The following is a 21,192-nucleotide window of genomic DNA, read 5'->3' as shown; positions in this document are numbered from 1 at the left end:
CGCATGAACAGCTCGTTGACCGTCTCCATCTTGACCCGCTCGCTGTCGGGCACCACCGGCTGCGGCGCGGTCACCACCGAAAGGATGACGTTCTGCTCATGCAGCACCTTGTAGTGTTTCAGGCTGTGCATCAGTGCCGTTGGCGCGCTCAAGGGATCGCTGGTCAGGAACACGGCGGTGCCGGACACCAGCTGCGGCTTCTTCTTCAACAGGTTGCCGGCGAGGAAATCGAGCGGGATCTCGTTGCGCCGGGTCTTGTCGAACAGATAGCGGCTGCCGCGAATCCATGTCGACATGATCAGCCCCATCATGCAGGCGACAGTAATTGATACCCATCCGCCTTCGAAGATCTTCACGACATTTGCCAAGAAAAAACCGCTGTCGATAATGCCGAACAGTAGGGCCAGAGCCAAGGCAAGCGCCAGCTTCCATTTCCACATCTTGCGCATCACCACGAACAGCAAAATGGTCGTCATCAGCATTTCGCCGGTCACCGAAATTCCGTAAGCGGAGGCCAACGCACTCGAGCTGCCGAAACCAACCACCAGCAGCATCACCCCGATCGCGATGAGCAGGTTGACGCGGGGCATGTAAATCTGCCCGAGCTGCATTTCAGAGGTATGCTGCACCTCGATGCGGGGCAAAAGGTTGAGCTGCACGGCCTGACGGGTCAGTGAAAAAGCGCCTGAGATGACCGCCTGGCTGGCGATAACGGTCGCGGCCGTTGCCATGCCCACCATCGGCATTAGTGCCCAGTCAGGCAGCATCTGAAAGAATGGATTGGTCGGCCTGCCACCATTGGCCAGGACAAAAGCGCCTTGCCCGAAATAGTTGAGCAGCAGGCACGGGAAAACCACGGAAAACCAGGCCATCACGATCGGCTTGCGCCCGAAATGGCCGAGATCGACATAGAGCGCCTCGGCCCCGGTCACTGCCAGGAACACCGCACCGACGGTGACAAAGGCGGCGGTCGGAGTACCGGCGAGATAGTAGACGGCGTAGTAGGGATTGATCGCCATCAGGACCGATGGATCGTCCATCAGGTGATAGAGCCCTGCGATGCCGATGGCCAGGAACCAAAGCGCTGTCACGGGCCCGAACACCGCCGCGACCTTTCCGGTGCCGAAGCGTTGCACCGAAAACAGAAAGGCCAGGATGACCAGCGTGATGGGCACGACATAGGCATCCAGTGTCGGGGTCACCACCTCCAGGCCTTCGACCGCCGACAGCACGGAGATGGCCGGTGTGATGATAGCGTCGCCAAAGAACAGCGCCGCACCGCAAAGCCCGATCCCGAGAATTAGTCGGGCGCCTTTCGGATAGGCGCTTCGTGCAAGCGCCATCAGGGATAGCGTACCGCCCTCGCCCTTGTTGTCTGCACGAAGCACGAAGGCGACATACTTTATGGTGACGATGATCGTCAGCGCCCAGACAATCAGCGACAGAACGCCCAGCACATCGCTACGCGTATCGGTGCCGGGAGAAGCATGGAGCGCTTCTCGGAAGGCGTAGATGGGGCTGGTGCCGATATCGCCATAGACGACGCCGAGCGCGCCCAGCATCAGAATCTTGGTACTGTGCTTTTCGACTTCGGAATGGCTCGATTGTTCGACAGTTCCAGCCTCGCTACCGCTACTGGCAAGGTCCATCGACCACTCTCCGACAAGCGCGCGGTGCTCTATGCATGCTGTGATACGATATCAATTGCACGCGATGGCTGCCATACTTTCAATGCGCGGCTCTACCCTACCATCCGCAGGCTTTCAGGAACCGCCCCACCGTGCCGGCCATGCCATACTCCAACGCGTCGGCTGTCAACCCATGTCCGATCGACACTTCGGCCAATGCGGGAATGCGCTTTGCCAGTGCCGGAAGGTTCCTGACCACCAGATCGTGCCCGGCATTGACCTGAAGACCGGCGGCGAGCGCGGCATCAGCGGTTTTTCCCAGTCTTTCCAATTCCTTGGCCGCTCGGGCGGGATCGGAATGACAACTGCCATACGGACCCGTATAAAGCTCTACCCGGTCGGCACCGGTGTCACGCGCGGCCGTCACGCCCGCAGGGTCCGGGTTCGAAAACAGCGACACACGAAAGCCCCCCTTCTTCAGACGCTTGACGATCGGAGTAAGGAACGCGGCCTCGGCGGCAAAGTTCCAGCCATGGTCCGACGTCGCCTGCGCGGGATCGTCCGGCACCAGCGTCACCTGTTCGGGCTGATGCTTTTCCACGAGCGCCAGGAAATCCTCGGTCGGATAGCCTTCGATGTTGAATTCCGCGCGCGGAAATTCGTCGTCGATCAGCGACCGTATCTCAGGCAGATCGGAGTGTCTCGTATGCCGCTCGTCGGGGCGCGGATGCACCGTCAGCCCATGCGCCCCGGCCGCAAGCGCAATGCGGCCGAGGCCGGTCACGCTCGGCCACGGCAGGTCGCGCCTGTTGCGCAGCATGGCGACGGCATTGAGATTGACGGAGAGTTTTGCGGGCATGGAAGCGGCCTCGGAGATCATTCGACGCGCCACCTATAATGCCTTTGGCGGGAACAGACAGGGGGTTTCGAGTGTTCCAAGCGTGATGAAGTGAGTCCGCGAAAGGAAGCACCATGAATTTTCTCGATGCCGTACCGGCTATCCGTCGTCTCGAGACCAGCCGTGACGACCTTCTCGCCATCGATGTCGTCGGCCACGTCTCAGCGGCCGATGGCGAAAACCTTTTCGGGTTGATGGAGGCAGCCTATGCCCTTCACCCACATATCGACGTGTTGGTGCGCCTTGTCGATCACGATGGCGTCGACTGGGCCAATATTGCCGAAGAGACCCTGACGCAGGGCTCCGCCCATGCAATGCAACATGTCGGCCGTTGCGCGACGATCGGCGAGCCGGACTGGACCGCCGACGCGCGACATGTCCTGCGGGATGCGCCGTCAATCGAATTCAAGCATTTCGAGACCGAGGACGAAGCCTCGGCCTGGCAATGGCTTGGAGCCCGGCCGACCGAAGAGCAACAGGGTCGCGGCTGAAACACGACAGCCCCGCAGGGTCTCGGCGAATGCCTGCTACCTGACGATCGTCAGCCGCTCGGCCGCGCGTGTGATTGCGGTGTAGAGCCAGCGCTGGCGGGTTTCCTTGAAGGCCCAGCTTTCATCGAACAGCACGATCTCGTTCCATTGCGAGCCCTGCGCCTTGTGCACGGTCAGCGCGTAACCATAGTCGAAATCGTCGAAGCGCTTCTTCTGCTGCCAGGGAATGTCGGCATCCGGATCCTCGAAGGCCGCCTTGAGCAGTTTGATCTTGGCGACGCCGCGGTCCGGATCGTCCTCTTCCGGCGACACCAGAAGGTTGATGCCGGGCTTCACCGTCTCGCGCGACGAGGTCATCACCTTCCACAGCGAGCCGTTAAGCAGGCCCTTGGCCGGATCGTTGCGCAGGCAGACGAGCTTGTCGCCGGCCTGCGGATAGTCGGCATTGAAGCCTTTGAGTTCGCGCAGCCGCTGATTGTAGCGCCGCCGCGTGCGGTTGGTGCCGACCAGCACCTGATCAGCCTTCAGCACCAGCTCCTGGGTGACGTCTTCCTTGCCGATCACCTGGGCCGTGCCATAGTCGCCACGCATGAACTCACGGCCCTCGCGAACATCGAGCGCCAGCCGTAGGATCGGATTGTCGCGCGCCTGCCGGTGGATTTCGGTGAGCAGGAAATCCGGCTCGTGGTCGGTGAAGAAGCCGCCGCCCGAAATCGGCGGCAGCTGGCCGGGGTCGCCGAGCACCAGGATCGGCGTACCGAAGCTCATCAGGTCGCGGCCAAGCTGTTCGTCGACCATCGAACATTCGTCGATGACGACCAGTTTCGCCCGCGAGATCGGGCTCTGCCGGTTGAGCGAAAAGGTCGGTGACATCGAGGTCTTGCCGGTGACCTCGTCCGATACCGATTCCTCGCCCTTCGGCCGATAGATCAGCGAATGGATGGTGCGGGCGTTGATCGCGCCCTTGGAGCGCAGTACCTGTGCGGCCTTGCCGGTGAAGGCGGCAAACTGGACCTGGCCGTCGACATGCTCGGCGAAATAGCGCGCCAGCGTCGTCTTGCCGGTGCCGGCATAGCCGAACAGCCGGAACAGCTGCGGCTTTCCGGTCTTCAGCCAGCGGGCAACCGCTTGCAGCGCCTCGTCCTGTTGGGGAGAGAATTCCATCAGCGCGAGAGACCGGATTCGCAAGGGAAAGACAAGATAGCCGCCACCACCATCGACGTGTCGGGGCGCTTCAGTGCCGCGGACGGATCAGGCTATCAGGCGCAAACAAGAACGTAAAGAGAACAGACGCAGCTGCGCCACGATTATGGTCTGGCTGCTGCCACGACCTATCGGATCCGCCTGGGGTCGTTCTCCAGCAGGATCGGCTTGCCATGCGGAGTTGCGTGCGCGGCGCGCTCCCAGGCTTCAGCCATGGCATCGACATCCGCCCTGGCGGTCAGCCCTTTCGAAACAAGCAGGCTTTCCAGCGCCGCCAGCCAATGTTCGTAATAGTCATGGCCGTCAACCGCGGCATCTGGCTTCCTCACCTGCGTCGACAGTGCCTGCGCCCATTCGCCCCACGAAAACAGGCCCTTGTCATGCAGCGCAACCGTCATGGCGAATGCTTCGGCCTGCCATGGCTCGGCAAAGACCGGGGCATCGACGCCAAGCGGCAAATCGGCGGCGTGATCGTTTGCCTCACGCCGGCTCAAGATAGCTCTCCCAGGCATCGATCGACACACTCAGCGTCGGGTCGGCGCCCTCGCCCCAGATTTCCGACCCTTCGAAAACCACCGTGTAGACCCATTGCGGGTTTTCGCCCCGGCCATGCGCGTTGCTGTCTGGAAACACGAAGCCGTCGCGCACCGCCTCGATCGTTCCATGCTTGCCGCGTGCATAGCGCGGCAGCCGCGTGTGGCCGGTCGGGTTGAAGTTCCTGGTCCGCACGGGATCGCCGGCCTTGAACCGCGCCGATTGCGCCACCGGCCGGTCGCAAGGACCGCCCTTGGCCAGCACGGCAGGCACGTTTTCCGCCTTCAGCACCCGTTTCGGCGCCGCCGCCGGATCGACTGCGGTGCCTGCCTTGAGATCGCGCTCGCTGACAAAGCCATGGCGCTTGAGCAGCACTTCCAGCGCCTTTATCCAGATCTCGTAGTAGCTGGAGGCATAGTAATCGGCGGGATGCAGCGATTCCCGCGCATGCCGGCTCTCGTCGATGTTCCACGCGCCCATCGCGCCGGCGCACAGCGTCACACCCAGCGCCCGCCTTTCCCAGGCGGCATGAAAATACGGCTCGTCAATTTCCGGCGCGACTGGACCGAAGCCCATCTGCCCGCCAAGGTCCTGCGGCCCGTTCATGCCGGCTGCCTCGCCAGAGCGGTGCCGATCATAGCGTCGCGGCTCACCAGATCGGCCAGCCGCTCCTCACTCCAGCCCTCGGTGCCGTCGGGACGCATCGGCACGACGAGATAGCGCAGCTCGGCGGTGGAATCCCAGACGCGGATCTTTTTGTCAGCCGGCAGCGTCAGCCCGAACTCCTCCAGCACACCGCGCGGATCGATGACCGCGCGCGAGCGGTAGGGCGGCGCCTTGTACCAGACCGGAGGCAGGCCGAGCACAGACCACGGATAGCAAGAGCACAGCGTGCAGACGACGAGATTGTGCGTGTCCTCGGTGTTGAAGACCGCCTGCATATGCTCGCCTTGGCGGCCGGTGTAGCTGAGCGATTCGATCGCCGCTGTCGCATCGCGCTTCAGCCAGTCGGCGAATGCCGGATCGGCCCAGGCCTTCGCCACCACTTTGGCGCCATTGCGCGGGCCGATCCTGGTCTCGTAGGTGTCGACGATGACATCGATCGCGGCCGGATCGATCAGCCCCTTGCGGGTGAGGATAGTCTCCAGCGCACGTACCCGCGCGGCAAAGGGATCGAGCTCGTTGTCGTGATCGTGATCGTGTGACATGACCGCAAATTACGTTTCCGGTGATGCCACCGCAAGCGCAACGCCTTGGGCCAGATCCTGGCGACCTTGAATTCTATTCGGCGGCCGTCTTCTGCGGTTCGAGCTGCTGCTCCTCGTTGACATCGAACAGCGAGGGCTGCCTCACAGGTTCCTTCGGGATCTCTTCAGCCTTGCGCTTCGGCATCAGCCCGACCAGCCAGCCCGAGAAGTTCTCCATGTAGACATAGATCACCGGCGTCACGAACAAGGTCAGCGCCTGCGAAGCAAGCAGGCCGCCGACAACGGCAACGCCCAGCGGCTGGCGCAGCTCGGCGCTGGCGCCGGTGCCGAGCGCGATCGGAAACGTGCCCATCAATGCGGCCAGCGTCGTCATCATGATCGGCCTGAAACGCATGAGGCAGGCCTTGTGGATGGACTCGGTGGCCGACAAGCCGTCTCGTCGCAATTCCAGCGCCACGTCGACCATCATGATGCCGTTCTTCTTGACGATGCCGATCAGCATCAAAATGCCGATCACCGCGATCACCGACAGATCCATGCCGGCGAAGCGCAGCGCAACGACGGCGCCAAGCACCGCCGACGGCAGGCCGGTGAGAATGGTGAGCGGGTGGATGAAGCTTTCGTAGAGAATGCCGAGCACGATGTAGATGGTCAGGATGGCGCCGCCGATCAGCAGGCCCTGGTTGGCCAGCGAATCCTGGAAGGTCTTGGCCGTGCCGGCAAAGGTCGTCGAGATCGCCGTCGGCATGCCGATCTGCTCCTTGAGCGCGTTGATGCGGGTCACGCTGTCGCCGAGCGCCACGCCTTGCGGCAGATTGTAGGAAATGGTCACCGCGGGCAGCTGGCCAAGCTGGTTGACCGTCAAGGCGCCGGCTGTGCGATCGACCCGGGCAAAGGCGCCAAGCGGCACCAGACTGCCGCTCGCCGTCCTCATCTGGATGGCAAGCATCCGCTCGGGCGACCATTCGATCTTGGGATCGAGCTCGGTGATGACTTCGTAGCTGTCGGCCGAACCGAAGATTGTCGAAACCTGGTCGGTGCCAAACCCGCCATAGAGAGCGGAGCGCAGCGTGTCGGTATCGATGCCGAGCTGGGCGGCTTTATCGCGATCCACCACCAGCGTCGCCTGCAGGGCATTGTTCTGCAGGTCGCTGGTGACATCGGCGAAGGTCGCATGGTCGGCCGCCATCGCGTCGTTCATCTTCTGCGCCCAGATATCGGTCTGGCCGGTATCCAGGCCCTGAACCACGAGCTGATAGGCGCTGGCCGACGACCGCGAACCCAGCCTCAGGTTCTGCACCGGTTGCATGTAGGTCTCGATACCCGCCACGCCGGCCAGTTGTCGCCTTAGATCCGAAAGGACCTTCTCGATATCGGGACGCTGGTCCTTCCCCTTGAGCTGGACGAACAGCTGCCCCTGGTTGAGCGCATTGTTGCCGCTGCCCGCCGACCACGCCACATGGTCGACATAGGGCGAATGCGAGAAGACGTTGGCCACCTGCCCTTGCAGCTTGGCCATGGCGTCAAACGAGATGTCCTGGCGCGCGATGGTCGTCACCGATATCTGGCCGATATCCTCCTGCGGGAAGAAGCCCTTCGGCGAGACCTGGATCAGCCATACCGACGCTGCCGCGGTTCCGATGAAGACCAGGAACACCAGGAAGGTGTGCCGCAGGCAGAAGCTCAAGATCCGGTCGTAGCCGCGTGTGATGAAGTCCTGCTTGTGACCAGGGCCATGCTTGTCCCGATCGGCCTTCGTAACCGACAGCAGCCGCGAGCACAGCATCGGCGTCAGCGTCAGCGACACGAACATCGAGGCCAGGATGGCGACCGTCACCACGACGGCGAACTCGTTGAAGATGCGGCCGATCACGCCGCCCATCAGAAGCACGGGGATAAACACGGCGACCAGCGATATCGAGATCGAGATGATGGTAAAGCCGATTTCGCGCGCGCCCTTCAGCGACGCATCGAAGGCCGACAACCCATCCTCTTCCATATGGCGGAAGATGTTTTCCAGCATCACGATGGCATCGTCGACGACAAGGCCGACCGCAAGCGTCAGGCCCATCAGCGATATGTTGTCGATGGAAAAGCCGAACAGGAACATCGCGCCAAGCGTCGCAATCAGCGAGATCGGCACCGCCACGGCCGGGATGATGGTCGCCGTGACCCGGCGCAGGAACACGAAGATCACCATGACCACCAGCGCGATGGTCAACAGCAGCGTGAACTGCACGTCGTCGACGGCCTGGCGGATCGAGGTCGAACGGTCGTTGAGCAGCTTGATCGAGGCGGCGGCCGGCATCTGGTCCTGGAACGACGGCAACATCGCCTTGACCTTGTCGACGACGTCGACGGTGTTGGCGTCGGGCTGGCGCTGCACGGCCATGATGATCGCGCGGGTACCATCGTACCAACTTGCGGTGGTGGTCGTCTGCACCGAATCGACGACGCGGGTCACCTCGCCCAGCCGTACCGGGTGACCGTTCTTGGTGGCGATGATGAGGTTGGAGAAGCCGGCAGCGTCGGTGAGTTGCGTGTTGGCCGTGATGGTGAGCTGCTGCTTGTTGTTCTGCAGCACGCCGAGCGGCGTGTTGCTGTTGGCAGACGCGATCGCCGCCTGCAGCTGATCGATCGAGATGCCGCGCGCGGCGAGCGCGGTCGGATCGATCTGGATGCGCACGGCGTATTTCTGCTGGCCGAAGATCGAGACCTGCGCGACGCCGTCGATGGTCGACAGCGACGGCGAGATGACGTTTTCGGCGAAAGCATCGAGGTCGGTCAGCGGAACCGTGTCGCTGACCAGCGACATCAGCAGGATCGGCGCATCGGCCGGATTGACCTTGCGATAGCTCGGCGGCGCCGTCATCTGCGGCGGCAATGATTTCTGCGTACGCGCGATCGCCGCCTGCACGTCTGCCGCTGCGGCGTCGATGTCGCGGTTGAGCACGAACTGGATGGCGATCGAGGTCTGGCCAAGCGAGTTGGTGGTCGAGATCGAATCGATGCCGGCGATGGTGGCGAACTGCTTGATCAGTGGCGTCGCCACCGACGTGGCCATGGTTTCCGGCGAGGCCCCGGGCAACTGCGCCGAGACGTTGACCACCGGGAATTCGGCGCTGGGCAGTGCCGCCACCGGCAGGAACTTGTAGGCGAACAGTCCGCCCAGCACGAGGGCGAACGACATCAGGAGGGTGGCGACCGGCCTACGAATGCAGAATTCAGAGATCATTGGGCCGCCTCGCCGGCCTTGTCGGCTTGCGCGACCTTGGGAGCGGCTTGGCCGCCGCCACCGGTCGCGGCCTTGCCTTCATGCACGGCGGCGCCGTCCTTCAGCCTTGTCTGGCCTTCGGTGACTACCTTCTCACCGCTTTTCAGCCCCTGGCTAATGGCGCTGTTTTCACCTTCGGTCAGGGCCACCTCCACCGGCCGCATCTCGACCGTGTTGTCCGGCTTGACGACATAGACGAACGGCCCCTTCTGGCTGGGCTGCACCGCAACCGTGGGAACCGATGTCATCTTCGGCATGATGCCGGCATCGAGCACGACATTCACATACTGGCCCGGCCACAACGAGAGATCGGCATTCGGCACACTCGCCCGCGTCGCGATCGTACCGGAAGCGGTGTCGACGCTGGAGTCGACGAAATCGAGCGTCCCCTTGCCGATCGGCGTCGGGTCGCCGTCCTTGGTCAGCGTCACGGCACCCTGCTGCGGCGCGGCAAGCGCCTTATGCAGAAGCGCCAGGTTACTTTCCGGCAGATTGAAGTTGACCTGCAGCGGGTCCATCTGGGTGATGGTCACCAGCGGGGTCGCCGTGCTGCTGTTGTTGCCGTTGCTAGTGGTGACCAGGTCGCCGACCGCGACATTGACGGCGCCAAGCCGGCCGGAAATCGGCGCGGTGATCGTGGCAAAGCCCAGCTGGACGTTGTCGGCGTCAATTGTCGCCTTGTCGGCATCGACGGTTGCCGCGGCAGCCTTTTGCGCCGCAACCGCCTGGTCGTAGGTCTGTTGCGTGCCGGCCTGCTTGGCGACCAGGTCCTTGGCCCGCTGGAGATCCGAATTCGAGCTGGCGAGCATCGCCTGGTCCTTGGCGAGCGCCGCCTGGTCCTTGGCCAGTTGGGCCCTCAGCGCCCGGTCGTCCAGTGAAAACAGAACGTCGCCGGTCTTCACCATCTGCCCGTCCTTGACGTCGATCGATACGATCTGGCTGGACACCCGTGCATTGATGCTGACGACGGCCGGAGACGAGACGAACCCGATCGCATAGCGCCGGATCGGGAAATCGGCCGTCGAAGCGACGGCCGAGAGGATGGAGGCGGAGCGCGCCGCGGTGGCGCCCTTCTTGTCCGAAGCCGCGGCCGGTTGGTCCGCCGCGGCCACCTGCTTTGCGCCGATGATCTGTTCAACCCTGCCCAGCGCGTTCGGCGAAACATAGAGCCAGCCCGCCGCGCCGAGGCAAGCGACGGCAAGCAACGAAAGAACGACTTTTCCACGCATGGTCAAAAGGCCCTCTCCATCCGACACGCGATGGGCCGATGGTTCGCATTCTAGCGCAAATCACGGCCCGTTGCCGCGATTTCGCCGAATAGATAGGACACGCCTTTGTCGGAAAAGGGCCAAAACACGGCATTACGAAGATTTAATGTGCACTGCACAATGGATGTGCAACCGACCAAGGTGGGCCGAGATTTAGGTCAGGCCGGCATCACCTGGCCGCATCACCTGAATGTCGACACACCTAGCGCAGCATCGGCCACAACGTCGCCGCTAGCAGCACGCCCATGGCGATATTGAACCATTTCAGGCGCACCGGGTCCGACAGGAAACCGCGCAGCGCGGTGCCGAAACCCGCCCACACCGAGACGCTCGGCAAATTGACGACGGTGAAGGCCACCGAGATCAACACCACCGACAGGAACGGATGCTCCGGATTGGTGTAGACAGCCATGGCGGTGATCGCCATCACCCATGCCTTGGGGTTGACCCACTGGAATGCCGCCGCATCGATGAAGCGCATGGGCTGCCCCTTCGCCTCACCCTTGCCGGCAAGCGAACGCGACATGGCGATCTTCCAGGCGAGATAAAGCAGGTAGGCGCCGCCGGCGACCTTGAGCGCCGTATGCAAGATCGGAAACGCAGTCAGCACCGCACCCAGGCCAAGCCCAACCGCAACCAGCAGCACCAGGAAACCGATGCTGATGCCCAGCATGTGTGGAACCGTCCGCACGATGCCGAAATTCACTCCCGATGCCAGAAGCATGAAATTGTTCGGCCCCGGCGTGATCGACGTCACCAAGGCATAGACAAGCAGGGCAAGGAATGCGTCAAGCGACATGATATCCTCCCAGACACGTCAGCACTATTGTCTCTTTCCGGAGGCCGTACAACGACCAGCGGCCGGTTTGTGGCAGAGCCAGACCTACGCTTGTCAAAGATTTGGAAGGCCCGGCCGTGCCTACATCCCCTGCGGACCGCGGTTCATCGCCGCCACGCCGGTGCGGCAGATCTCGACCAGGCCGAGCGGCTTCATGATGGCGATGAACTGGTCGAGCTTGGTGCCCTTGCCGGTGATCTCGAAGATGAAATGCTCGGTGTTGGCGTCGATGACGCTGGCGCGGAAGGCGTCCGCCAGCCGCAGCGCCTCGACGCGGGCCTCGCCGGTACCGGCAACCTTGACCAGGGCCAGTTCCCGCTCCAGCGGCCGCTCCTGGCCGAACTCGTGCGAACGCACGGTCAGGTCGACCACACGGTGGACCGGCACGATGCGTTCGAGCTGATGCTTGATCTGCTCCAGCACATGCGGCGTGCCGCGCGTCACGATGGTGATGCGCGACAGGTGCTTCTCATGTTCGGTCTCGGAGACGGTCAGGCTCTCGATGTTGTAGCCGCGCCCGGAGAACAGGCCGATGACCCGGGCGAGCACGCCCGGCTCATTGTCGACCAGCACGGAAAGCGTGTGGTTCTCCGGCCTTTCCGTCTCCTTGGCGATGAAGTAGGCGGAGCCCGTGGGCTGTAGGTGCTGTGCGTTCATGACATGAATCTCGTTTTCAAACTATTGAGCTAATTCTCTGTTTTCGCACGGCTTCTCGCGACAGCCCTGCCTAGGCCAGGTGGGGCTACACCAGTTCCCTGCCCTTGGCGTCGATGGCGTTGGCCACTGCCTCGTCGGTCGCCTCGTCGGGCAGCAGCATCTCGTTGTGTGCCTTGCCCGACGGGATCATCGGGAAGCAGTTCGCAAGTGTCGCCACGCGGCAATCGAACAGCACCGGCTTCTTGACCGCGATCATCTCCTTGATCGCATCGTCCAGCTCGTCCGGCTTCTCGCAACGGATGCCGTGGCCGCCATAGGCCTCGGCCAGCTTGACGAAGTCCGGCATCGCCTCGGTGTAGGAATGCGACAGCCGGTTGCCGTGCAGCAGCTGCTGCCACTGCCGCACCATGCCCATATACTGGTTGTTGAGGATGAAGATCTTGATCGGCGCGTCATGCTGCACGGCCGCGCTCATCTCTTGCATCGTCATCTGCACCGACGCGTCGCCGGCGATGTCGATGACCAGCGCGTCGGGATGCGCGATCTGCACGCCAAGTGCCGCCGGCAGGCCATAACCCATCGTGCCCAGCCCGCCTGACGTCATCCAGCGGTTCGGCTTCTCGAAATGATAGTGCTGCGCCGCCCACATCTGGTGCTGGCCGACCTCGGTGGTGATGTAGGTGTCCATGCCCTTGGTCAGTTCGTAGAGCCGCTGGATGGCGTATTGCGGCATGATGACGTCGTTGTTCATCTTGTAGGCGAGTGAATCGCGCGCACGCCATTTGGCGATCTGCTCCCACCAGGGGTAGAGCGCCTTCTTGTCGGCCTTGGCGGTGGCCCGCCACAGCCGCACCATATCCTCCAGCACCCGGCCGACATCGCCAATGATCGGCACTTCCGTGTGGACGTTCTTGTTGATCGACGACGGATCGATGTCGATGTGGATCTTCTTCGAGTTCGGCGAAAACGCGGTCAGCCGCCCTGTGATGCGGTCGTCGAAGCGCGCACCGATGCAGATCATCACGTCGCAATCATGCATGGCCATGTTGGCTTCATAGGTGCCGTGCATGCCCAGCATGCCCATCCAGTTCTTGCCCGATGCCGGATAGGCGCCGAGCCCCATCAACGTCGAGGTGATCGGGAAGCCGGTGAGATCGACCAGTTCGCGCAGCAGATGGCTTGCTTCCGCACCCGAATTGATGACGCCGCCGCCGCTATAGATGATCGGCTTCTTGGCGCTGGCCATCAATTCGACCGCCGCTTTGATTTTTTCCAGGTCGCCCTGGACCTTCGGCTGATAGCTGGTGCGCGGCGCGATCTGCGGCGAGACGTAAAAGCCCCTGGCGAACTGCACGTCCTTCGGGATGTCGACCACGACCGGACCGGGACGGCCGGTGGTTGCGACATGGAAGGCCTCGTGGATGGTCGCGGCGAGCTCGTTGACGTCCTTCACCAGCCAATTGTGCTTTGTGCAGGGGCGCGTGATGCCGACCGTGTCGCATTCCTGAAAAGCGTCGGAGCCGATCAGCGAGGTCGGCACCTGTCCGGTCAGGCAGACCAGCGGGATCGAATCCATCAGCGCGTCCTGCAGCGGCGTCACCGCATTGGTGGCGCCGGGTCCCGACGTCACCAGCATGACACCGGCCTTGCCGGTCGAGCGCGCATAGCCTTCCGCCGCATGGCCGGCGCCCTGCTCGTGGCGGACCAGGATGTGCTCGACCTCGTCCTGTTGGAAAATCTCGTCGTAGATCGGGAGTACAGCGCCGCCCGGATAGCCGAAGACATGCTTGACGCCATTGTCCTTCAGCGCCTGCACCACCATTTCGGCGCCAGTCATTTCGGTTCTTGGCATTTCGCGCCGCTCACTCTGTCCGTTGCTCATCGGTCTGGTCCCGTACTGCCGCCATCTGGCGATTGCTTGTCGTTTAGTCGTGTTTCAGGCAATAAAAAAGGCCCCCGAGGGAGCCTGTGTGTTGCGCATGGGAGGTTTTCGCCCGGCGGTTACACCGCCTTGCCCACGCGCTTTCCTACGAGAATGAGTGCCGTTTTCATGGTGGCGGACAATAGAATTGGTTTTACGCCGCTGTCAACGGCGAATCTGAGTGACATGAACCCGCAGCAAAGGGGCCGGCTCTCCTCTTCGGCACCGGCAAGCCATCACCGGAAAAATTCAATAGGTTTCCGATAAAGCATTGAAAACACGCCAAACTATTGGAGGGCGTGACGCTGCGGAGCTTTTGAAGAAATACTCCGCCAATCGTGGACAACTCAGTCCGGCCAGATCGCTCGATCGAGAAGCGATCACAATCCAAGGAGGAAAGCTGATGCTCGACAAGGCCCCTAACAAGAAACTGTCCGACCTGCTCGACCAATTCGGCGCCGCCCTGGTCGCCAATGACATCGAGAAAGCGGTCGATTGCTTTCAGGAGGACTGTTATTGGCGTGACCTCGTCACTTTCACCTGGAACATCAAGACCATGGAGGGTCGCGACCAGGTCCGCGACATGCTGAAGAGCCAGTTGTCGAAGACCAAGCCATCCCACTTTGCCATCGCCAAGGGTGAGGACGCGACGGAGAGCGGCGGGGTGATAGACGGCTGGATCAGCTTTGAGACAGAGGTGGCGCGTGGCTTCGGCCATGTCAGGCTGAAGGACGGCAAGATCTGGACGCTGCTGACCACCATGGTCGAATTGAAAGGCCACGAGGAGCCGGCGGGTTTCGCGCGGCCGATGGGTGCCAAACACGGCTCGGGCAAGAACCGTGCGACATGGAAGGAAGAACGCGAGCAGGAGGCCGCCGAACTCGGCTTCAAGACGCAGCCCTACACGATGATCATCGGCGGCGGCCAGGGCGGCATCGCTCTCGGCGCGCGCCTGCGGCAGCTCGGCGTTCCAACGATAATCATAGAAAAGAATGAGCGGGCCGGCGACAGCTGGCGCAAGCGCTACAAGTCGCTCTGCCTGCATGACCCGGTCTGGTACGACCATCTGCCCTATATCGATTTCCCGAAGAACTGGCCGGTCTTTTCGCCCAAGGACAAGATCGGCGACTGGCTGGAAATGTACACCAAGGTGATGGAGCTGAATTACTGGTCCTCGACCGAGGCCAAGAGCGCGTCTTATGACGACAAGAAGAAGGAATGGACGGTCGTCGTCCACCGCGACGGCAGGGACATTACGCTAAGGCCGAAGCAGCTGGTGCTGGCTACCGGGCAATCTGGCAAGGCCAATATGCCGAAATTCAAAGGCATGGAAAACTTCAAGGGCGATCAGCATCACTCCTCGAAGCACCCCGGCCCCGATGCCTATGCCGGCAAGAAGGCTGTTGTCGTCGGCTCGAACAATTCCGCCCACGACATCGCCGCGGCACTTTGGGAAGCAGGCGCCGATGTCACCATGGTGCAACGCTCGACCACGCATATCGTCAAGTCCGACACGTTGATGGAAATCGGGCTGGGGTCCCTCTATTCGGAACAGGCGGTGCAGAGCGGTATGACCACGGCCAAGGCCGACCTCGTCTTTGCCTCCCTGCCCTACAAGATCCTGCACGAATTCCAGATTCCGGCGTACGCAGAAATGAAGAAGCGCGATGCAAAATTCTACACGGGTCTGGAGAAGGCCGGCTTCATGCTCGACTGGGGCGATGACGATTCGGGCCTGTTCATGAAGTATCTGCGGCGTGGTTCGGGCTACTATATCGACGTCGGCGCTTCCGATCTGATCATCGATGGCTCGATCAAGCTGAAAAGCGGTGTCAACGTGGTCGAGATCAAGGAGCGTTCGGTGCTGCTCAGTGACGGATCGGAGTTGCCCGCCGATGTCATCGTCTACGCCACCGGCTACGGCTCGATGAATGGCTGGGCGGCCGACCTGATCTCCAGGGACGTCGCCGACAAAGTCGGCAAATGCTGGGGTCTCGGTTCGAACACCACTAAGGATCCCGGTCCATGGGAGGGCGAATTGCGCAACATGTGGAAACCGACGCAGCAGGAAGCACTGTGGTTCCATGGCGGCAATCTGCACCAGTCACGCCACTATTCGCAGTTCCTGTCGCTGCAGTTGAAGGCCAGGCAGGCAGGCCTGCCGACGCCGGTCTACGGGCTGCAGCAGGTCCATCACAAGGGATAGCGCCTCGTACATCCGCTCCTTTTTGAACCCGCGCGGCGATTCCGCCGCGCGGGCTCTGTCTGTTCAGTCCTGCAGCGTCACGCACTTCGCCTTGGCCCAACGCTCGAGGATCTTGCGCTCGTCCGTCGTTGCCAGACGATTGCCGAAACCGCGCACCTGGACCGCCCGATGCTGCGGATCGAGCTCGATCGTCAGCAAGCGTTCAGTCTTGCCGAGCGCCTTGCGTCGCAGCGCCCAGATCGAGGCATTGCCGGCAATGCATTTGGTCGCATAGGACGACACGCAATGATGCATCGCCCGGCTCTCGGCAACGAGGTCCTCTGCGGTCTTCAACTGGCGAATGGAGAACCACTCGCCATGCGCCTTCGCCTCCTTGGGCGGCGGATGCCATTCCCAATCCTGCAGGCGCGAGCCGTCCCAGGCGCTGCACTGCGCGGGTGCGCCGGCGACGGGCTGAGCCCGCGCGGCGGCCCGCCGGCGCATCGCCTCGATGCGTTCGATCGCAGCAAGATCGCGATGCCAGTCCGACATCTGCCGGTGCAGCGAGGCGAGCGTGCGGCCCTTCAGGCTGTAGGCAGCATCGCGCCGGTGCTTGGCGCCGACATAGTCACAGAGATCGTCGATCTCCCCCTTCGAAGCAGGATGCTCGCAGAAGAAGCGCGCCACCTCGCGCCAGAAGGCCAACTCGCCACGCGGCGTGCGCACGATCTTCGTGCGTGCAAGTCGTGCAGCCAGCCCCCAATCCTCGGTGTAGGACCGGACGATCGCGAACCAGAACGCCTCGTCGAAGGTGAAATCGCCGGACACGTTCAGGAAGCAATGCACCTCCTTTCGCGACAGCCACGCATTGGCGCCCGCCTTGTAGAGCGAGCCGCCACCTGCGGCCGTGACGTACCAGGCCAGGCGAAATGCGATCTACTGACCATCGAGCCCCGACCTATCCAGCCAGATGGCCTCAAGCGCGGCAGAAACCGGATAGCGCGCATAGAGATAGCGGGCGGCAGCCAGCCGCAGCCGCGCCGGGTCGCGCGTCTTCAGCTTTGGACGCCACAACGCGCCGTCGCGGATCGCCATGCCGGCATAGCCGCGGCGTACCTCATCGAGCGCCCGCTCGAAATCGGGAGCGGGGCGCGGTATAGTGGAAACCCGCCGCAGCGATGCTTGATATGCTTCAGTGCGTTGGCGCTCGGCGTCCTGCCTGAGCTGGATCATGGACCTGGCCATGGCCGTTCTTCCCGATTGGAACCCTGTCAGCCGCACGCAATTCCAGCGTCGGCACGGAATGTGTCGATCTGGGTTGGCGTGACATGGACAGGTCTCCTTTCAGGATGACGGTTGGAAAGGCGCGGTCTCTAGGCCCACAAGAACCTCGGCGCAAGTGCCATTCCTTCAATGTTTACAATGGCCTGTCGGAGTGTTGCAAAGCTGCATCTTTGATTTTCAGGCAGCCGCGATCGTCGGCGGGGAGCTCCAGGCTTCCACCGTTTTCATGGACAATGCGGCCTAACGCCGTCGCGGGCTGCGTAGCGCGCGCTGACGACAACTGCCGCCGCGCATCGCGGCACGGCGGTCCTCAGAGTGTCAGGAAATTGGAACCGCTGTGGCGCGGGTCAGCCCGTTCGTCCGCCGCGGAGGCGCGAAATGCGTGAACAAGATCTCATCGTCGCCTCCATCAAAAGCGTGGTTGATACGGTGCGGCCAATGAAAATGCGAGCCGCATGTCAGGCGCGGCCAATACATCGGAACGAGCGCAACGGCAAGACCGCGAGCGTGCTCGGCCTCGACGGAGTTGAGTCAGGCGCGATCGCGAAAGTCGCGAACGACCCGCTGCAGCAGTGGCACGTAATCGCGGAACGTCCGTGTCTTCATGTTGGCGATCTTGCCGCTCTCGTCCCAGATGCGGACCCGGACCGCTTCTTCATGGAAGGGATTCTTGCGGAACTCGGCCACCTCATCGGCGCTCATCGGCCCGCCCTGTAGCGACAGCGTATGCACCGAGGCCTGAGACAGCTTGCCGAAATAGCTCGGATCGGTGGCGCAGAGATAGCGCTTGGCCGAAACATGCAGCCTGACGCATTCGACGATGACCGGCGGAAAGAACGGCGCCAGCACCGCGCCGCCGGCTTCGTCATGATGCTTGTCCACGACATCCTCGGGCGAATAGGTGCCGAACTCGCTTGTGTAGTGGCCGATGTCGTGCAGCAGGGCCGCCGCCACCAACTCGTCCGGTGCGCCATCCTGCTCGGCGAACCATGCGCCCTGCAGCATATGCTCCGACATGGTGACGGGCTCGCCGAGATAGGATTCCGCGCCCCGGCGTTCAAAGATGTCGGCGATGAACTCGACGATGTTGTCCGCGCTCAGGTCCTGGCTGTTCATTCCGCCGCCTCCCTCAACGCGTGTTCGATCGCTGCGAGCGTCGACAGCAAGCCGTCCTTGTCGGCGTAGCAACCCTGCAACCAGCGCTTGCCAGTGCCGGAAAACGCTTTGCGGGCATGCATGACGCGCGTGTTGTCGACGATGAACGCCTGGCCCGCTTCGAGCTTGAAGGTCACTTCGAAGGACGGATCTTCGATCAGCTCGGCAAACCGGCGATAGGCGGCATAGTAAGCCTCCATGTCGGCGAACGGCACGTCGACCGTCGGCGCCAGCGAACGGTTGTTGAAGCGGATGCAGATCAGCTCGCCGTCGGGCCCGAGTTCGATCATCGGCCGTTTCGCCCGTAGCCGCACGCCGGAAGAGCCGGCATATTCGAAACGCGCCGGGGATGAACTCAACAGCCGGAAGCCTTCGGGGCTTTCAGCCTGCAAGGCCGCCGCGACGGCAAACCCGTCGACGACGCTGGACTCGCCACCCTCCACCGTATTCTCGATGCAGGACAGGATCTGCAGCGTCGGCACCGGATCGCGATAGGGATTGTCGGTGTGCGCCTGGAGGCCGAGATTGGTGTAGGCGAGATTGCTGGGATTGACCTCGGCGCGCACTTCGAACCAGCGGCCGTAATTGGTCTCCCTGATATAGCCGAACAGATCGGACACTTTGCAGAGCGCCCCGGATTCGGCCGGCAGATCGTCCATCACCGCGAAGCCATAGGCTTTCACCGCCGACAGCCATTGCCGCAAGACGTTGCGGTCGCGACTGGCGGCAGGGTAGCCGGCACGCGGCACGGAATTCTGCATCGTCGCCTTGGTCCAGCGCACGATGTCCTCGCCTGTCCAGCCAGCTTGGCGGGCCGAGTCGCGATCATAGGCATTGGCGCTTAGCCAAACAGAGGGAAAGCTCACCGTCTTTCCTTCCGGCACGAAGCTGACCTCGAGGGCGTCACCCCTGATCGACGCCGCGCCGATCTTCGTCTCGGCTGGAATGTCGAGGATGGTGATGAGCCGCTGGCCGTTGCCGGCACTGCGCGTCTTGTCGTCCAGCGCATTGTCGCGCAGCCACATGGCGTGAAAGCGGGTGCGCGTCCCGTCCTTCCAGCCAAGTTCGATGGTTTTGCCTTCGTCGCCGATCAGCGCGTGGGTGAGCATGGAGATCCATTCCTGCAGCTAGGCCTGCGGTCCGATCCGCAGGTTTCGATTGCATGTTGACCGCGCGAAAGGCATAATTCAAATTATCGTTTTTTGGCCAATGACCTTAAATATCTAATGGCTCGAACAATCCCGCCCTTGCCTCCGCTTGACTGGCTGCGCAGTTTCGAGGCTGCGGCGCGGCTGTCGAATTTCACCGCCGCGGCAACCGAGCTTGGCCTGACCCAGGCGGCGGTCAGCCAGCACATCCGGCTTCTCGAAGAACGGCTGAAGACGCGTCTGTTCTCCAGGCTGGCGCGTGGCGTCGCGCTGGCGCCGGAAGGCGCGGCTTACCTGCCCCACATCCAATCGGCTTTCGCCACTATCGGCAACAGCACCGCGGAATTGTTCGAGCCGCGCGCCGTCCAGACCGTGACCGTTCGCGCGCCGATCTCCTTTGCCCTGCTGATGATTGTTCCAGCCCTGCCCGACCTGGCCAAGGCATTGCCGCGCATCCAGCTCGACCTGGTGACGATCCACCGACCGGCCGACTACGACCTGCCGGGCTCAACGCTCGACATCCGTTTCGGCAACGGATCCTTCCCTGGACGTGAAGCCGACAGGCTGACCGCCGAGCGGCTCGTGCCGGTGACTGCCCCGGCCCTGGCCGGCGACGCCGACTGGACCTCCCTGCCGCTGCTTCTGGTCGCCGGCGCGCGCGAGATGTGGGCGGAATGGTTCGCGGCCGCTGGGTTGGCCGGCCACCCCCGGCGATCGCATCGCTTCGACAGTTTCGTTGCCGCGATGGAGGCGGCCAGGGCCGGGGCCGGCGTGTTGCTGGGCTCGCGGCCGCTGGTCGATGCCGCGCTCGACAGCAGGACCCTGGTCAGGCTTTCCGACTTCGAACTCTCCAGCACCTCGGGGCATTTCCTGACCAAAGCGTCGACCGCGCGCCTGACCAGCGCCGAGCAGGATTTCCGCCAGTGGCTGCTGTCCCGCCTCTCCGGTTACGGTCCAGCGTGACTGGTTACGAGATTGGCCCGATACGCTTCCAATAGAGGAGCGTACCGGTCAGTCCGCCATGCGGCTTCAACGCATAGTCCGGTATCTCGCCGGCGAGCGTGAAACCGAGCTTCTCGTAGAGGCCTGAAGCACCCTCCTCCGTCGCCGTATCGAGAACCAGCAGCGTGCGCCCCTTTTGAACGGCCAGGCTCTCGGCGGCGCGCATCAGGCGCGTTCCCACGCCCTTGCCCCGGTAATCCAAACGGGTCATCAGCTTAGCGATCTCGGCCCGGTGCGGCTGGTTGGGCGGACAGTCGAGCAACAGGGTGACAGTGCCGACCAAGACCTCGCCGTCCCAGGCGCCCAGCACCGCCCTTTCCCCTCTTGCCGCCGCTGCCAGCGATTTCTGCCAGAATGCGCTAGCCGCTTCCGGTGCCAGCGGATGCATGAAACTGACCGATCCACCGGCCGCTACCGTTTCGACCAGCAATTCGGCCAGCATCTCCTGCGTCGCCGCAGCCGGGGTCAGTGGTCCGATCTCGATCGAGTTCATGCGCG

The 21,192-nt window shown here is 62.7% G+C and carries 19 protein-coding genes; 3 read left to right on the top strand and 16 right to left on the bottom strand.

What is annotated here, in order from left to right; translation table 11 throughout:
• Both AC1DZU_RS18455 and AC1DZU_RS18450 read right to left on the bottom strand, forming a co-directional pair.
• Positions 1-1,649, bottom strand: a 1,649-nt coding sequence (locus tag AC1DZU_RS18455; RefSeq protein ID WP_477287044.1) for a potassium transporter Kup, incomplete at its 3' end; no start/stop codon positions are given.
• A gap of 97 nt (positions 1,650-1,746) precedes the next feature.
• Positions 1,747-2,487 (bottom strand): pyridoxine 5'-phosphate synthase, encoded by a 741-nt coding sequence (locus AC1DZU_RS18450; protein ID WP_477287042.1) that lies wholly within the window; start codon positions 2,485-2,487, stop codon positions 1,747-1,749.
• A 113-nt stretch (positions 2,488-2,600) separates the two neighbouring features.
• Here AC1DZU_RS18450 and AC1DZU_RS18445 point away from each other — a divergent pair, with 113 nt between their 5' ends.
• Entirely contained in the window at positions 2,601-3,017 is a 417-nt protein-coding gene (locus tag AC1DZU_RS18445; RefSeq protein WP_477287040.1) for a SpoIIAA family protein, read from the top strand.
• 36 nt (positions 3,018-3,053) lie between these two features.
• Here the strand turns inward: AC1DZU_RS18445 and AC1DZU_RS18440 are convergent, their stop codons facing one another.
• The 9 genes from AC1DZU_RS18440 to AC1DZU_RS18400 form a co-directional block, all read right to left on the bottom strand.
• Entirely contained in the window at positions 3,054-4,181 is a 1,128-nt protein-coding gene (locus tag AC1DZU_RS18440; RefSeq protein WP_457151500.1) for an ATP-dependent DNA helicase, read from the bottom strand.
• Positions 4,182-4,348: 167 nt separating this feature from the next.
• The gene (locus AC1DZU_RS18435; protein WP_477287038.1) at positions 4,349-4,714 is read right to left on the bottom strand and encodes a nitrile hydratase accessory protein; all 366 of its coding nucleotides are present in this window, start codon (positions 4,712-4,714) and stop codon (positions 4,349-4,351) included.
• Entirely contained in the window at positions 4,701-5,360 is a 660-nt protein-coding gene (gene nthB, locus AC1DZU_RS18430) for a nitrile hydratase subunit beta (RefSeq protein ID WP_477287036.1), read from the bottom strand. Before nthB ends, AC1DZU_RS18435 begins: the two co-directional genes overlap by 14 nt.
• Positions 5,357-5,962, bottom strand: a complete 606-nt coding sequence (nthA, locus tag AC1DZU_RS18425) for a nitrile hydratase subunit alpha (RefSeq protein ID WP_477287034.1) — start codon at positions 5,960-5,962, stop codon at positions 5,357-5,359. Before nthA ends, nthB begins: the two co-directional genes overlap by 4 nt.
• Positions 5,963-6,035: 73 nt before the next feature.
• Positions 6,036-9,197, bottom strand: a complete 3,162-nt coding sequence (locus AC1DZU_RS18420) for an efflux RND transporter permease subunit (RefSeq protein WP_477287032.1) — start codon at positions 9,195-9,197, stop codon at positions 6,036-6,038.
• Positions 9,194-10,465, bottom strand: coding sequence for an efflux RND transporter periplasmic adaptor subunit (locus AC1DZU_RS18415; RefSeq protein ID WP_477287030.1), 1,272 nt, complete (start codon positions 10,463-10,465; stop codon positions 9,194-9,196). Before AC1DZU_RS18415 ends, AC1DZU_RS18420 begins: the two co-directional genes overlap by 4 nt.
• Positions 10,466-10,706: 241 nt before the next feature.
• The gene (locus AC1DZU_RS18410) at positions 10,707-11,303 is read right to left on the bottom strand and encodes a LysE family translocator (RefSeq protein WP_457151506.1); all 597 of its coding nucleotides are present in this window, start codon (positions 11,301-11,303) and stop codon (positions 10,707-10,709) included.
• Between the two features lie 120 nt (positions 11,304-11,423).
• Positions 11,424-11,999: an acetolactate synthase small subunit gene (gene ilvN, locus AC1DZU_RS18405; RefSeq protein WP_477287028.1), complete on the bottom strand. Its 576-nt coding sequence runs from the start codon at positions 11,997-11,999 to the stop codon at positions 11,424-11,426.
• Between the two features lie 85 nt (positions 12,000-12,084).
• Entirely contained in the window at positions 12,085-13,881 is a 1,797-nt protein-coding gene (locus tag AC1DZU_RS18400; RefSeq protein ID WP_477287026.1) for an acetolactate synthase 3 large subunit, read from the bottom strand.
• 442 nt (positions 13,882-14,323) lie between these two features.
• Between AC1DZU_RS18400 and AC1DZU_RS18395 the strand changes: the two genes are divergently transcribed.
• Positions 14,324-16,126 carry an NAD(P)-binding domain-containing protein gene (locus AC1DZU_RS18395; protein ID WP_477287024.1) on the top strand — a complete coding sequence of 601 codons (1,803 nt, stop codon included), beginning with the start codon at positions 14,324-14,326 and terminating at the stop codon, positions 16,124-16,126.
• A 63-nt stretch (positions 16,127-16,189) separates the two neighbouring features.
• Here the strand turns inward: AC1DZU_RS18395 and AC1DZU_RS18390 are convergent, their stop codons facing one another.
• The 4 genes from AC1DZU_RS18390 to tmpA all read right to left on the bottom strand — a co-directional run bounded on the left by AC1DZU_RS18390 (position 16,190) and on the right by tmpA (position 19,653).
• Positions 16,190-16,951: a PcfJ domain-containing protein gene (locus AC1DZU_RS18390; RefSeq protein WP_477287022.1), complete on the bottom strand. Its 762-nt coding sequence runs from the start codon at positions 16,949-16,951 to the stop codon at positions 16,190-16,192.
• A gap of 90 nt (positions 16,952-17,041) precedes the next feature.
• Complete coding sequence (locus AC1DZU_RS18385) at positions 17,042-17,350, bottom strand: hypothetical protein (RefSeq protein WP_477287020.1); 309 nt, start codon at positions 17,348-17,350, stop codon at positions 17,042-17,044.
• Between the two features lie 570 nt (positions 17,351-17,920).
• Entirely contained in the window at positions 17,921-18,505 is a 585-nt protein-coding gene (gene tmpB / locus AC1DZU_RS18380) for a (R)-1-hydroxy-2-trimethylaminoethylphosphonate oxygenase (protein WP_477287018.1), read from the bottom strand.
• Complete coding sequence (gene tmpA, locus AC1DZU_RS18375) at positions 18,502-19,653, bottom strand: 2-trimethylaminoethylphosphonate dioxygenase (protein WP_477287016.1); 1,152 nt, start codon at positions 19,651-19,653, stop codon at positions 18,502-18,504. Before tmpA ends, tmpB begins: the two co-directional genes overlap by 4 nt.
• Positions 19,654-19,770: 117 nt before the next feature.
• On the opposite strand from tmpA, the gene AC1DZU_RS18370 reads away from it, so the two are divergent.
• A complete protein-coding gene (locus tag AC1DZU_RS18370) occupies positions 19,771-20,655 on the top strand; it encodes a LysR family transcriptional regulator (protein ID WP_477287014.1) in 885 nt (294 codons plus the stop codon).
• A gap of 4 nt (positions 20,656-20,659) precedes the next feature.
• Here AC1DZU_RS18370 and AC1DZU_RS18365 read toward each other — a convergent pair whose 3' ends face one another.
• On the bottom strand, positions 20,660-21,187 hold the full coding sequence (locus tag AC1DZU_RS18365; protein ID WP_477287012.1) for a GNAT family N-acetyltransferase: 528 nt from the start codon (positions 21,185-21,187) through the stop codon (positions 20,660-20,662).
• Between the last annotated feature and the right edge of the window lie 5 nt (positions 21,188-21,192).

The organism is Mesorhizobium sp. P2_A12 (assembly GCF_056405075.1).
The sequence above is the reverse complement of the archived record's forward strand: the minus strand, read 5'-3'. Positions and strand labels throughout refer to the sequence as shown.

Coding starts and splice junctions, on each gene's coding strand:
- AC1DZU_RS18450 (WP_477287042.1), bottom strand. CDS start 2,487: ATGCCCGCAAAACTCTCCGTCAATCTCAATGCCGTCGCCATGCTGCGC.
- AC1DZU_RS18445 (WP_477287040.1), top strand. CDS start 2,601: ATGAATTTTCTCGATGCCGTACCGGCTATCCGTCGTCTCGAGACCAGC.
- AC1DZU_RS18440 (WP_457151500.1), bottom strand. CDS start 4,181: ATGGAATTCTCTCCCCAACAGGACGAGGCGCTGCAAGCGGTTGCCCGC.
- nthB (WP_477287036.1), bottom strand. CDS start 5,360: ATGAACGGGCCGCAGGACCTTGGCGGGCAGATGGGCTTCGGTCCAGTC.
- nthA (WP_477287034.1), bottom strand. CDS start 5,962: ATGTCACACGATCACGATCACGACAACGAGCTCGATCCCTTTGCCGCG.
- AC1DZU_RS18420 (WP_477287032.1), bottom strand. CDS start 9,197: ATGATCTCTGAATTCTGCATTCGTAGGCCGGTCGCCACCCTCCTGATG.
- AC1DZU_RS18415 (WP_477287030.1), bottom strand. CDS start 10,465: ATGCGTGGAAAAGTCGTTCTTTCGTTGCTTGCCGTCGCTTGCCTCGGC.
- AC1DZU_RS18410 (WP_457151506.1), bottom strand. CDS start 11,303: ATGTCGCTTGACGCATTCCTTGCCCTGCTTGTCTATGCCTTGGTGACG.
- ilvN (WP_477287028.1), bottom strand. CDS start 11,999: ATGAACGCACAGCACCTACAGCCCACGGGCTCCGCCTACTTCATCGCC.
- AC1DZU_RS18400 (WP_477287026.1), bottom strand. CDS start 13,881: ATGAGCAACGGACAGAGTGAGCGGCGCGAAATGCCAAGAACCGAAATG.
- AC1DZU_RS18395 (WP_477287024.1), top strand. CDS start 14,324: ATGCTCGACAAGGCCCCTAACAAGAAACTGTCCGACCTGCTCGACCAA.
- AC1DZU_RS18385 (WP_477287020.1), bottom strand. CDS start 17,350: ATGGCCAGGTCCATGATCCAGCTCAGGCAGGACGCCGAGCGCCAACGC.
- tmpB (WP_477287018.1), bottom strand. CDS start 18,505: ATGAACAGCCAGGACCTGAGCGCGGACAACATCGTCGAGTTCATCGCC.
- tmpA (WP_477287016.1), bottom strand. CDS start 19,653: ATGCTCACCCACGCGCTGATCGGCGACGAAGGCAAAACCATCGAACTT.
- AC1DZU_RS18370 (WP_477287014.1), top strand. CDS start 19,771: ATGGCTCGAACAATCCCGCCCTTGCCTCCGCTTGACTGGCTGCGCAGT.
- AC1DZU_RS18365 (WP_477287012.1), bottom strand. CDS start 21,187: ATGAACTCGATCGAGATCGGACCACTGACCCCGGCTGCGGCGACGCAG.